17 protein-coding genes are annotated in these 12,405 nt (G+C 37.8%); 9 read left to right on the top strand and 8 right to left on the bottom strand.

Annotated features, from left to right (window positions below):
• The first annotated feature begins 1 nt into the window (after window position 1).
• The 5 genes from M1F91_RS01445 (at window position 2) to M1F91_RS01425 (ending at window position 2,282) form a co-directional block, all read left to right on the top strand.
• Window positions 2–349, top strand: a complete 348-nt coding sequence (locus tag M1F91_RS01445) for a DUF1831 domain-containing protein (RefSeq protein ID WP_074324088.1) — start codon at window positions 2–4, stop codon at window positions 347–349.
• Window positions 350–358: 9 nt separating this feature from the next.
• Entirely contained in the window at window positions 359–574 is a 216-nt protein-coding gene (locus tag M1F91_RS01440; protein WP_247912326.1) for a DUF4649 family protein, read from the top strand.
• 82 nt (window positions 575–656) lie between these two features.
• On the top strand, window positions 657–1,298 hold the full coding sequence (locus tag M1F91_RS01435; protein ID WP_004252929.1) for a redox-sensing transcriptional repressor Rex: 642 nt from the start codon (window positions 657–659) through the stop codon (window positions 1,296–1,298).
• Window positions 1,299–1,313: 15 nt separating this feature from the next.
• Entirely contained in the window at window positions 1,314–2,003 is a 690-nt protein-coding gene (locus M1F91_RS01430; RefSeq protein WP_247912325.1) for a gamma-glutamyl-gamma-aminobutyrate hydrolase family protein, read from the top strand.
• A gap of 24 nt (window positions 2,004–2,027) precedes the next feature.
• A complete protein-coding gene (locus M1F91_RS01425) occupies window positions 2,028–2,282 on the top strand; it encodes a hypothetical protein (RefSeq protein WP_247912324.1) in 255 nt (84 codons plus the stop codon).
• 261 nt (window positions 2,283–2,543) lie between these two features.
• On the opposite strand, the gene radC is transcribed toward M1F91_RS01425, so the two are convergent.
• Together radC and M1F91_RS01415 are read right to left on the bottom strand one after the other, a co-directional pair.
• Window positions 2,544–3,224: a DNA repair protein RadC gene (radC, locus tag M1F91_RS01420; protein WP_247912323.1), complete on the bottom strand. Its 681-nt coding sequence runs from the start codon at window positions 3,222–3,224 to the stop codon at window positions 2,544–2,546.
• Between the two features lie 64 nt (window positions 3,225–3,288).
• The gene (locus tag M1F91_RS01415) at window positions 3,289–4,569 is read right to left on the bottom strand and encodes an O-acetylhomoserine aminocarboxypropyltransferase/cysteine synthase family protein (protein ID WP_247912322.1); all 1,281 of its coding nucleotides are present in this window, start codon (window positions 4,567–4,569) and stop codon (window positions 3,289–3,291) included.
• A gap of 191 nt (window positions 4,570–4,760) precedes the next feature.
• Between M1F91_RS01415 and M1F91_RS01410 the strand changes: the two genes are divergently transcribed.
• Entirely contained in the window at window positions 4,761–5,456 is a 696-nt protein-coding gene (locus M1F91_RS01410; RefSeq protein WP_247912321.1) for a VIT family protein, read from the top strand.
• 55 nt (window positions 5,457–5,511) lie between these two features.
• Here the strand turns inward: M1F91_RS01410 and M1F91_RS01405 are convergent, their stop codons facing one another.
• From M1F91_RS01405 to M1F91_RS01395, 3 genes are read right to left on the bottom strand one after another with little or no spacing between them, the layout of a single operon-like run.
• On the bottom strand, window positions 5,512–5,784 hold the full coding sequence (locus M1F91_RS01405) for a PspC domain-containing protein (RefSeq protein ID WP_247912320.1): 273 nt from the start codon (window positions 5,782–5,784) through the stop codon (window positions 5,512–5,514).
• A gap of 59 nt (window positions 5,785–5,843) precedes the next feature.
• Window positions 5,844–6,293 carry a SprT family protein gene (locus M1F91_RS01400; RefSeq protein ID WP_247912319.1) on the bottom strand — a complete coding sequence of 150 codons (450 nt, stop codon included), beginning with the start codon at window positions 6,291–6,293 and terminating at the stop codon, window positions 5,844–5,846.
• Window positions 6,280–8,409 (bottom strand): Tex family protein, encoded by a 2,130-nt coding sequence (locus tag M1F91_RS01395; protein ID WP_247912318.1) that lies wholly within the window; start codon window positions 8,407–8,409, stop codon window positions 6,280–6,282. Before M1F91_RS01395 ends, M1F91_RS01400 begins: the two co-directional genes overlap by 14 nt.
• A 155-nt stretch (window positions 8,410–8,564) precedes the next feature.
• Between M1F91_RS01395 and M1F91_RS09115 the strand changes: the two genes are divergently transcribed.
• Genes M1F91_RS09115 through M1F91_RS01385 form a run of 3 tightly spaced genes read left to right on the top strand, consistent with a single transcriptional unit; the run spans window position 8,565 to window position 10,414 of the window.
• A complete protein-coding gene (locus M1F91_RS09115) occupies window positions 8,565–8,696 on the top strand; it encodes an SPJ_0845 family protein (RefSeq protein WP_263393592.1) in 132 nt (43 codons plus the stop codon).
• Window positions 8,697–9,602: a permease gene (locus M1F91_RS01390; RefSeq protein ID WP_247912317.1), complete on the top strand. Its 906-nt coding sequence runs from the start codon at window positions 8,697–8,699 to the stop codon at window positions 9,600–9,602. It begins immediately after the preceding gene.
• Window positions 9,599–10,414: a TIGR03943 family protein gene (locus M1F91_RS01385; RefSeq protein ID WP_247912316.1), complete on the top strand. Its 816-nt coding sequence runs from the start codon at window positions 9,599–9,601 to the stop codon at window positions 10,412–10,414. The genes M1F91_RS01390 and M1F91_RS01385 overlap by 4 nt, the downstream gene beginning before the upstream one ends.
• Window positions 10,415–10,553: 139 nt before the next feature.
• On the opposite strand, the gene M1F91_RS01380 is transcribed toward M1F91_RS01385, so the two are convergent.
• From M1F91_RS01380 to aguB, 3 genes are all read right to left on the bottom strand, one after another.
• Entirely contained in the window at window positions 10,554–10,967 is a 414-nt protein-coding gene (locus M1F91_RS01380; RefSeq protein ID WP_247912315.1) for a type II toxin-antitoxin system death-on-curing family toxin, read from the bottom strand.
• A complete protein-coding gene (locus M1F91_RS01375) occupies window positions 10,964–11,200 on the bottom strand; it encodes an AbrB family transcriptional regulator (RefSeq protein WP_247912314.1) in 237 nt (78 codons plus the stop codon). Before M1F91_RS01375 ends, M1F91_RS01380 begins: the two co-directional genes overlap by 4 nt.
• Window positions 11,201–11,523: 323 nt before the next feature.
• Entirely contained in the window at window positions 11,524–12,399 is an 876-nt protein-coding gene (gene aguB, locus M1F91_RS01370) for an N-carbamoylputrescine amidase (RefSeq protein WP_247912313.1), read from the bottom strand.
• Window positions 12,400–12,405: the final 6 nt, after the last annotated feature.

Below are 12,405 nucleotides of genomic sequence, written 5' to 3'. Positions count from 1 at the left end.
AATGGCATTCGAACAAACGATTAAACTAAAAAATTGCCGTTATGATTACACACTTAGCCCAACTGTAAAAAAATTTACGCTTAAAGATAATACTTTTTTTGAAACTAAAGTTGGTAACTATGAATTAACGCGTCTTCTTGAAAAAGTACCAAATAGTGGAGAGGGATTCCAACTTAAGATTATCATCAACAAAGACTTAACTGGGGTCAAAATCAACATCACTGATAAATTTGGTCTACGTTTAGTTGATATCTTTAAATCAGAAGAAACTCACATTCACCAAGAGAAATTCTACTTCTTGATGGATAGCCTGGTTGAGCGTGGCGTATTTACAAAAAGCGAAAGATAGAAGGTCATTATGTTTCGATTAACTTACAAGGACTCCTATCAAGTAGAGCGTGTGCAAGAATACGAAGACTATGAAGCTCTTATGCTCTCTCTATCGGGTTGTGTAACCCTTCCTGATACTACTCTTATTACTTCATTAACACATGATGGAGTTGAAATTTATCAGGGACTTCTAGGTAATCTCTACCGCTTTTTAAGGACTTACCACGAAACTAAGATAAACTAAGATTTTTCTTAGTTTTTTTTTCGTTATTGTTGCAATTTTCACAAGCTTTCTATAAAATAGTAGATAGAAAGGTTGTGATTTTGTGAAAGAAAAACAGTCAGCTATTCCTAAAGCAACAGCAAAGAGACTTTCTCTCTATTACCGTATTTTTAAAAGATTTAATGCCGAGAAAATTGAAAGAGCTAATTCCAAACAAATTGCAGAAGCGATTGGAATTGATTCTGCCACTGTTCGTCGTGACTTCTCTTACTTTGGCGAACTTGGACGTCGTGGATTTGGCTATGATGTCAAAAAGCTCATGAACTTTTTCGCTGATCTTTTAAATGATAATTCTATTACCAATGTGATGCTTGTGGGTATTGGAAATATGGGGCATGCCCTCCTCCACTACCGCTTTCATGAGCGTAACAAAATGAAAATCATCATGGCTTTTGACCTAGATGATCATCCTGAGGTTGGTACCAAGACACCCGACGGTGTTCCAATTTATGGAATCTCTCAAATAAAGGATAAAATTAAGGATAGTGATGTTAAAACTGCTATTCTTACTGTTCCTAGTGTTAAATCTCAAGAAGTTGCGGAACTTTTGGTTGATGCTGGTATCAAAGGTATCCTCAGTTTTTCTCCTGTTCACCTACATCTTCCTAAAGACGTAGTTGTTCAGTATGTCGATCTTACTAGCGAACTTCAAACCCTCCTCTATTTCATGCGAAAAGAGGATTAGAAAGCGAATTGATTTATGAAAAAACCAGTTATTGGGATTACAGGAAACGAAAATGCCCATCCAGACGATGAGCTTATGATGAGTTATGCTGCCAAAGGCTTTGTTGAAGGAGTTAAGGAAGCTGGTGGAATTCCCATTATCCTACCAATTGGTGATGAAGAAATGGCCGGTTACTACATTAGTTTAATTGATAAACTTATTTTAACTGGTGGACAAAACGTTGACCCTAAATACTATGGTGAGCCAAAAGCTATTGATAGCGACGATTACCACCTTCAACGTGATATTTTTGAGTTAGCCCTCATTAAAGAAGCAATCAAGCAAAAGAAACCTATTTTTTCTGTCTGTCGTGGTACTCAGCTCTTTAACGTAGCCATGGGCGGGTCTCTTTATCAAGATATCGAAGATCATTGGCAAGATACTTCCGCTGAATACACCACTCAGCGTCTTGTCACAGAACCAAATACTATTCTTCGAGAAATTTATGGAGAAATCTCTCATATCAACTCTTTCCACCATCAGAGCATCAAAGATTTAGCTCCTAATCTTCAGGTTGTAGCACATGATCCTAAAGATGGTATTATCGAAGCTGTTACAAGTACGGACGGTTTCCCTTATCTCGGTGTTCAATGGCATCCAGAATTTCTCTTTGAAAATCGCCCCAAAGATAAAACACTTTTCGACTATGTTGTCAATGAATTGTAAATTCGATAAATTAGCTAATTAATTATGAATAAACTTAACATCCCTTCTACTCATGAACTTTTAAGAGATTTAGAAATTAATGTCTTAACATCTGTTAAGAGCAAGGAAATTGACCATTTCTCAACCTATAAGGAAAAGAAAATAGAAGTTTATTTTCAACATTCTAATCTATATAGTCTTTTAATGGCATATAGTTACCAATCATTTTCTAAGAATAAAGAGTATCTCGACAAACTCTCACTAAAAGACAAACAAAAAGAACTGAAAAAAAATCTCTAAAAAGGCAAAACCATTTTGTAAAAAGGCAGATGCCAAATTTAAAGGCAGATTTCGTTCTTCGCTTGTTTTTTACAGAGATATCTTGATCCACTCCAAAAAGTATTATAAAATTAAAGATTTCAATGCTATTGTCGACTTTATCGTGCAAGAAAAGTTGCTAGTCCCTGCAATTGATCCTCTTCCTAAAATTGATATGAAGGAAGTAGAGTCTTACGCTTTACAAGCGATTGAGCAGGGTCCTCTAAACTTCAAAAAATAATCCTATATCAGGTCCGTCTTCTCACGGTAACTAAAATAATCGGAATGTGAGACGATAAGATGATCCAATAAGACCAATCCCATTAACTCGCAAGCTTCTTTAACAAGCTTCGTCACATGGTCATCATTGGGGCTAGGAACTACTGCCCCTGATGGATGATTGTGAACAAGAATTACAGATGTTGCCATGTGCTTTAGGGCATAGTGGAGAATTTCTCTAGGTTCAGCAATGCTTCTCGTAGCAGATCCTATAAAAATAGTCTGCTGGTGAATGATTTGATTTTGAGTATTCAGATAGAGCGCCACTAGGTGCTCTTGTTTTTTATCTCCAAGCTCAGCTTGCATCTTTTTAGCTAATTTACGACTGCTAAGAATGCTCTCCATTTCCACTGTTTCCCTTTTATGGATACGGTAGCCTAATTCGATAACAGCTTGTAATTCGATAGCCTTAACACGTCCAATACCTGATAAAGTCTGCAATTCCTGTAGGCTCATTTTTTTTAAATCTGTTAGGCAAGTTAGGTTATTTAAAACCTTCTGTGCTATTTCAAAAACATTGGCCTGTTTTGTTCCTGTCCTTAGTAATATTGCCAGTAATTCTTGATTGCTGAGTGCTTCTACTCCCTCTCTGACTAGTCTCTCTCTTGGTAAAAGCGAATCTTCTTGAAATGAAATACTATACATAAAAATCCTCCTCACTTTATTATTCGTGAGAAGGATGTTTAATTCGATAAAAACTAGTTTTTTTTTAGATTTTTTCAAGTGCAAGACGCAAATCTTCAATCAAATCATCGACATTTTCAAGACCGATTGAGAGACGGATTTGATTTTTAGTTACTCCTGCTGCTTCTAAATCAGAGTCTGACAACTGAGCATGGGTTGTAGTTGCCGGATGAACGACCAATGATTTTGCATCTGCAACATTGGCTAGGTTTGAAAAGATTTCTAAGTTATCAATCACTTTACGTGCTTCTGCTTCTCCGCCTTTAACGTGGAAGGTAAAGATTGATCCGACCCCTTTTGGTAAGTATTTTTCAGCCAAGGCATGGTATGGACTATCTGGAAGTTTTGGATAATTAACTTTTTCAACCTTTGGATGGTTTACAAGGAAATCAACGATTTTCTCAGCATTTTGAACATGACGTTCAACTCGAAGAGAAAGTGTTTCAAGACCTTGTAAAAGCAAGAATGAGTTAAACGGTGAAAGAGCAGCTCCCATATCTCGAAGTAACTGAACGCGAGCAGCTACGATAAAGGCTGCAGCACCAACATCACGAGTATAACTGATATTGTGGTAGCTTGGATCTTCTTCGACTAATTGAGGGAATTTCCCTGAAGCTGCCCAGTCAAACTTCCCACTATCGACAATGACACCACCAATAGTTGTACCGTGACCACCGATAAACTTAGTTGCTGAATGAACTGCAATGTCTACACCATGAGAAAAGACATTGATAAGATATGGTGTTGCAAAAGTATTGTCTGCAACCAAAGGAATCTGGTGTTTATGAGCAATTTCAGCGATTTTTTCGATATCTGGAATATTGATAACTGGATTACCCAAGGTTTCAATCAAGACAAGTTTAGTATTGTCTTTAATCGCTGCTTCTACCTCTTCTAGATTATCAATATCAACAAAAGTTGGGGTGATTCCATAACGAGGAAGGGTTTCTTTCAAGAGGTTAAAGGTACCACCATAGATAGTAGATGCCGCAACGACGTGGTCTCCTGCGTGAGCTAGTCCAAGAATTGTATAGGTAAGGGCTGCCATCCCAGAAGCTGTTGCAAGTGCACCTACTCCACCTTCAAGGGCAGCAATACGCTCTTCAAAGGCTGATGTTGTTGGATTGGTAATACGAGTATAGATATTTCCAGCCTTTTGAAGGGCAAAAAGCTCTGCACCTTCTTGGGTATCTTCAAATACAAAAGATGTCGTTTGGTAAATAGGAACTGCACGAGATTTTGTAGTCGCATCTACCACTTGTCCTGCATGCAATTGTAGGGTTTCAAATTTAAATTCACGAGTCATTGTGAGTCCTCCTAAGATTTCATTAGGTTCATTGTATCACCTAATTCGTTCAGTTACAAATACAACTTTGTTATATATTGGCATAAGAAATAGCTATGTCTATTATTAGAATTGTAGAACTTTTTTCAGATAGTTTAAAAAGTTTGTATTCACTTCTCCTATACTTTATAATGTTTAGAAAGGAGAAAACTATGTCAGAAATTACACATGAAATTGATGCAAACTTTGCTGGCCGTTTAAATATCTTGCGTGCTGGTGTACTAGGAGCAAATGATGGTATTATCTCTATCGCTGGAGTTGTTATCGGGGTTGCCAGTGCTACAACTAATATCTGGATTATCTTCCTCTCAGGATTAGCTGCTATTCTTGCTGGCGCCTTTTCTATGGCTGGTGGCGAGTATGTATCCGTATCTACTCAAAAAGACACGGAGGAAGCCGCTGTAGCCCGCGAACAACTTCTTTTGGATAAAGATATGGAGGCTGCTAAAAAATCTCTATACGCAGCTTATCTTCAAAATGGTGAGTGTGAAACATCAGCCCAACTATTAGTTAACAAAGCTTTTCTAAATAATCCACTTAAGGCTCTAGTCGAGGAAAAGTATGGAATCGAATACGAAGAATTTACTAATCCTTGGCATGCTGCAGCATCTAGCTTTATCGCCTTTGTCCTCGGAAGTCTTCCGCCCATGCTTTCAATAACTGTCTTTCCAAGTGACTATCGAATCCCTGCTACTGTTTTTATCGTTGCGATTTCTCTATTGATTACAGGTTACACCAGTGCCAAACTCGGAAAAGCCCCAACCAAAACAGCTATGATTCGTAACCTCTGTATAGGTCTTTTAACCATGGGAGTGACATATTTATTGGGTCAGTTATTTAGTATTTAAAAAAGATACCGTACGGTATCTTTTTTATTATACAAACATAAACAATTAAGTAAAACTACCAAAACCAACCTTTATCATCATCGATTGGTTCAGCTTCTTTCATCTTGCGTGGTCCTGTTCCGTACATTTCTGCTTCGATATCTTCCTTTGTTGGCATGATAGAGGCTAGGATAATGTAGATGATGATTCCAAGTCCGAAGTTTGCGATTGTAAAGATAGCAAAAATGAAGCGCACAAGAGTAACATCAAGGTCCCATTTATCAGAGAGTCCAACAAGTACTCCTGATATCATACGATTTCGTCTCATTTTGTAAAATTTTTTATTCATAGTTTGTACCTCTTTCGGTATTCTTGAAATAAGTATAACATGAACTAAAACACCCTGCATCAGTCCTTGGGCTGATTTTGTAGGATAAGTTTACCATGACAAAGGCCACAACGATAACGTTTGGTATCAATTCGACGCTTTCTTTGATAGGCTTGACCACAAGAGTGACATTTATAAACCAAAGCTGGTTTTTGACGAGCACTTGATAAGGGAGGAACAAAGCGGAGCCCGTCTACTTCTTTTAATAGTTTCTTAAAGGCTGTGTCTTTATGTTTATACCCCTTGCCCTCATAGTATAGATGATAATGACAGAGTTCGTGACGGACAATTTTCCGAAAAACCTCTAAACCAAGTTCTTGATAGACTTTAGGATTAAAGTCTAAATGCCCATCCTTAGGGAAAAATCGTCCACCTGTCGACCGTAGACGAGAATTCCATTGAGCTTGGTGTTTGAAAGGTTTCCCAAAGTCTTCTAAAGAAACTTGTCGAACGTAATTAGTTAGATTCATCTGGTGCAATGAGCGACAGATTTACTTTTTCGCGTTGGACATCGATTTTCTTTACCCAAACGGTTACCAAATCACCAACTGAAACGACTTGACTCGGATGCTTGATGAATTTCTTGCTCATGTGAGAGATATGAATCAGGCCATCCTCGTGAATACCAATGTCAACAAAGGCACCGAAGTCTACAACGTTACGAACGACACCTTCAAGCTTTTGACCGATTTTTAAATCCTTGATATCCAAGACATCCTGGCGAAGGACCGGAGCATCGAAAGAATCACGGAAATCACGGCCTGGTTTGAGAAGATCTGCAATAATATCTTTGAGGGTTTCTTGACCGAGGTCTAGCTCTTGAGCCATTTCACTAACTGATATAGACTTGAGTTTTGCTTGTGCTTCTTCGTTTAGGTCCTTAATGTCCAAACGTTTGAAAAGTTCCTTGACGGCAGCATAGTTTTCTGGGTGAACACCTGTATTGTCAAGGATATTGCTACTTTCAGGGATACGGAGAAAACCTGCAGCCTGTTCAAAGGCTTTTGCTCCTAAACGAGGAACTTTCTTGATTTGGGCGCGTGATGTAATTTTTCCTTCTTCTTCACGGTACTTCACGATATTTTCAGAGATTGTTTTGTTAAGCCCAGCTACGTGTGAAAGTAAGGCTGGACTAGCTGTATTGACATTGACACCAACTTGGTTAACTACTGTATCAACAACAAAGTCAAGACTTTCAGACAGTTTTTTCTGACTAACATCGTGCTGATATTGACCGACACCGATGGATTTGGGATCGATTTTAACCAATTCAGCAAGTGGGTCTTGCAAGCGACGAGCAATGGAAATAGCAGAACGTTTTTCAACAGTTAACTCTGGAAACTCTTGACGAGCAAGTTCACTAGCTGAGTAGACAGATGCACCGCTCTCATTTACAATGACATAGCTGACCTCAGGAAAATCTTTAAGAACTTCAGCGACGAAGGCTTCGCTCTCACGACTAGCAGTACCATTGCCGATAGCAATGATTTCCACACCGTATTGTCCAATTAAATCTGCCAGATCTCTCTTTGCTTCTTCAATCTGACGAGCTGAAGCTGGTTTGACGGGATAAATGACCTGGGTCGTCAGCATCTTCCCAGTCGCATCAACGACTGCAAGCTTGGCACCTGTACGAAAGGCAGGGTCAAATCCAAGGACCACGCGCCCTTTAAGAGGTGCAACCAGAAGGAGATTACGAAGGTTTTCTGAGAAGAGTTGGATAGCTCCTTCTTCTGCCTTCTCTATTAGTTCCGTACGAATACGACGCTCAATAGCTGGCAATACTTTTTTCTTAACAGATTGCTGAATAACTTCGTCAATATAAGCATTCTTAACTTTAAAACGACCACTAAAGAAAGATAGAATCCGATCAGTCGCATGCTCAAAACCAATTTTCAAAATTCCTAGCTTCTCACCACGATTAAGGGCAAGTGTACGGTAGCCTTGCATGTTTGCAACTGTCTCTGAGAAATCGTAATAAATCTGAAAGATTTGTTTTTCATCAAGACTCTCATCTTTGACTTGAGAAGTAATCTTAGAGCGTCTAAGTACCTCTTGATAAGTCATTGAACGTAAAGTAACATCCTCAGAAAGAGCTTCTACTAAGATATCTACTGCCCCTGCTAAAGCATCTTGTGGAGTTTCAAAACCTTCACAGACAAATGTTTCTGCTTCTTTTTCTAGGTTAGAAACATTCTGTAGGATTAAACGAGCAAGTGGGAAGAGTCCCGCCTCACGCGCAATCGTTGCCTTGGTGCGACGTTTTTCCTTATAGGGAAGATAAAGTTCTTCTACATCTGCTAATTTTTCGGCAGAAAGAATTGCTTCTTCTAATTCCTTGGTTAACGTGCCTTGCTCTTTGATTTTTGCTAAAACAGTTTCTTTACGATCGTTGAGAGCTGTTAGACTTTTATCGAGGTCAATAATAGCTTTAATAGCAACTTCATCTAGGCTACCAGTCATGTCTTTCCGATAACGGGCGATAAAGGGGATAGTTGCTCCTTCTGCTGTCAAAGACAAGACAGTATCAATCTGCTTTAAAGTTACACCCAAATCTTGGGAAATTTTTTCATATTTTTTATCCATGAAACTATTATACCATAAGCGCGAAAGCTTGTTTTCATTAATTTGTTGCTTTATTTCAACTTTATAAAGATAAAAGCCATGTTTATTTTAAAATCCAACTATTTCTTAGAAATAATAGTATAATAGTGTTAACTAAAAGAATCGAGGTATGCATCATGGCTGTTAAATTTACAAAAACTGATGACTTAGATAAGATGTTCGAAGAATTCGCTAAACTACCTGATTTAAAGCAAGTAACATTTCCAGATGACAAAGAAAAGAAAGATAAGGCAGTAAAGAAAAAATAGATGACACTCTTTCAAAGTTTCCCTTCTAGTGTGCTACAAGCTGGCGCCATTTTTCTTTCAATTATCATTGAAGCTTTACCGTTTGTCTTAATTGGTAGTATCATCTCTGGTGCCATTGAAGTCTATGTCACACCTGAGAAGGTTTATAAATTTCTCCCTAAAAATCGCTTGGGGAGAATCTTTTTTGGTAGCTTCATCGGTTTTCTCTTTCCTTCTTGCGAATGTGGAATCGTTCCGATCATCAATCGTTTTTTAGAAAAGAAGGTTCCAAGCTATACAGCTGTTCCCTTTCTAGTAACCGCTCCTATCATCAATCCCATCGTACTTTTTGCGACTTATTCAGCCTTTAGTAATTCAATTCAAATGGTTCTCCTAAGAGCTTTGGGCGCTATTCTAATTGCTACTATATTGGGTATCTTTCTTGGTTTTGTCTGGGAGGGACCTATCCAAAAAGAAAATAGATTGGCTTGCCATGAGCATGATTTTTCTCACTTGACTAAAAGTCAAAAACTGCTTCAGATCTTTATCCAAGCTATTGATGAATTCTTTGATATGGGGCGTTATTTGGTCTTTGGCTGTCTTTTTGCAAGTATAGTCCAAGTCTATGTTCCAACTCGTATCCTGACATCCATCAGTGCGACACCAATGCTCGCTATTGTTCTTCTGATGGTCTTATCTTTCCTTCTATCCCTCTGTAGTGAAGCGGATGCCTTTATTGGCTCTTCTCTTCTATCAAGTTTTGGGTTTGCTCCAGTGCTTGCCTTTCTGGTTATAGGTCCCATGCTTGATGTCAAGAACCTACTCATGATGAAGAATTATCTCAAAACGCGATTTATTTGGCAATTCATGACAATTGTAACTCTTGTTGTTCTTGTCTATTCTTATCTAGTCGGGGTGCTGCTATGATTCGATTTTTTATCTTATTTGGCTATTTTATCTTAACCCTTTATCTGCACCTATCAGGTAAGCTCAATCAGTATATAAACCTCCACTACTCATATCTGGCTTATATCACTATGTTTTTATCTTTGCTACTAGCCATTGTTCAAGCCTATATTTGCTTCAAGCGTTTGAAAGAACACAGTCACTTACATAGTTTTTCAGCCAAGCTTGCTAGTTTTGTCCTCTTAAGTTTACCCTTGTTAGTTGGATTTACATTTCCAACTGTCACTCTGGATTCACAAACAGTATCGGCAAAAGGATATTATTTCCCTTTGTCGGAAGGAACTGACAAGGCAATCCAAGCAAGTGAAGGAACGAGCAGTCAGTATCTTAAGCCGGATACCAGTCGCTTTTATTCACAAACAGCTCATGAAAATATTATTCGAAAGAGTGCTGATAAATACTTATCTCAATCTAGGATAGTTATCAATGATGAAAATTACCTGGAGGTCATGGAAGCTATCTATGATTATCCAAATGAATTTGAAGGTAAGGAAATAGAGTTTACTGGCTTTGTCTACAACGATCCAAATCATACCAATAGTCAATTTGTTTTTCGCTTTGGTATTATGCACTGTATTGCTGATTCAGGAGTTTTTGGCCTTTTGACCACTGGAAACACTATTCAGTACGAAAATAACACTTGGGTCAGAGTCAAAGGTAATATTAGCAATCACTATCACAAAGAACTCAACCAAGTCCTCCCAACCCTTGAAGTCCAGTCCTTCATCAAAGTAGACAAACCCGAAAATACTTATGTTTATAAAGAATTTTAAAAAGTAGCCTTAGTGGGCTACTTTTTTTGTTTAATAAGGTTGAATGATTGACATATTCAAAATATTAGATTTCTGTATTTCAGAATTCTAATACTGTCTGTTTATCTATTTTTTACTTATAGGATTTAAATATCCAAGCTTAAATTTGGCCATTAGTTCTAAATGAATGTTCAGAGATCCATTTGGTGTAGCTAGATAACCTTTCATCTGTTAAGGAGTCTACTGCGATAGTTACACACATATCTACCGCTTCTTCAACTGTTACAGAAAAACGATAACCATTTAACTGTAGAAATTTCACCAAAACGAAGAAAGCAGTTCGTTTATTAGCATTGGCAAAAACATGCTTCTTGATCAATTGGACAAATAGTATCGTTGCCTTATCAAAAATTGTTGGATAAAGAGGTTTACCGAAGACAAATTGTTCTGGTAAATTGACAATCATATTTAAGGCAGAAGGACTAACTGTTTGAATTTTTTCATTAGGTGAATACCGTTGAATTGCTAAAGCATTGATTTTTTCAATTTGCCTTTCTGTTAGATAGACTGTCATTTTTCCACCAAAGCTTTAAAAACATCATCGTATTCGTCAAAAATTTTGTCCAAATTTAAGTCAAAGGCATCATCAGATACATAAGAAATCTGATGTCCAGACTCTTCGGGAGTAAAGATAATTTCACCACTTGGTAACAATTTTGCTTCGTATTTAACACCACTTGGAATATTGAATTCACTTGGAATGGTAATGGTGATTGAATTTCCTTGTTTTCTTGTTTTTAATACCATCTGATTTCCTCCTTTGAAGTATTATAACAAATAATTACCGTAATTACAATGATAGATTATCATTTAAAATAATTCAGCTTAAGAATTTTCTACTAATAACTCATCAGAATAAACCGAATAAGCATTTGGATCAGGCGCTTGGTGGTCGTTCATTGCTTGCCCACATCTACCGTCATAACGACTTAATTATTAAAGGAAAAATTCATTGAGAGCTTCCCAGTCTTTCTTCTCCTCAGTAATGCTATGTTCATTTTATCAGATTTCTAATACTTTATCAAAAATTAATATAGTATATAAACAAAAAGCCTCTTGGAGGCTTTTTGTCATTTCACGATATCTTTATACATATCTGGTCTTCTGTCTCTAAAGAGGCCCCAATTCAGGCGTTCATTTGCTCCCTTGTCAAGGTCATAAGTGGTTAAGAGGATTGCTTCATCTTGTCGTTCAGCTTTACTTAAAATAGCTCCTGTTTCATCGGTCATAAAGGATGAACCGTAGAAATTAAGACTGGAACTTTGTCCTCCATTTTCCTCACAAGGAGTGACTTCTTCCAAACCATAACGATTAGCTGCGATAACTGGAACAATATTTGCTGCTGCATGCCCTTGCATAGTACGTTGCCAGTGACCACAACTATCTGTATCCAAAATCGGCTCCGAACCAATGGCTGTTGGATAAAAAAGCAATTCTGCACCATTTAAGGCAAGGCAACGGGCTGTTTCAGGGAACCACTGGTCCCAACAGATGCCAATACCAATCTTGGCATAGCGAGTGTCCCAGACCTTGAAACCAGTATTTCCAGGTGTGAAATAGAATTTCTCTTGGTAATAATGGTCATCTGGTATATGAGTTTTACGATAAACGCCCAGTATTTCTCCATCTGCATCAATGATAGCAATAGAATTGTATAAGACATTACCATCTTTTTCATAGAAACTAATCGGTAAAACCACCTTTAGCTCTTTGGCAATTCCTTTGAAATGCTGAATAGCCGTATTTTCTGTCACCGACCGGGCATACTGGTAGTAGTCATACTGACGCTCCTGACAGAAATAGGGACGTTCAAATAATTCAGGCAAGAGAATAATTTGGGCTCCTTGCTCAGCAGCTTGTCGAACTAAACGTTCAGCTGTTTGGATATTGGTTTCCACATCCTTAGCGCATTGCATCTGAATAGCTGCAACCGTTACATTTCTCATCTTTTT

Origin of the sequence: Streptococcus sp. oral taxon 431, assembly GCF_023110115.1 — a bacterium.
Taxonomy (GTDB): domain Bacteria; phylum Bacillota; class Bacilli; order Lactobacillales; family Streptococcaceae; genus Streptococcus.
The sequence above is the reverse complement of the archived record's forward strand: the minus strand, read 5'-3'. Positions and strand labels throughout refer to the sequence as shown.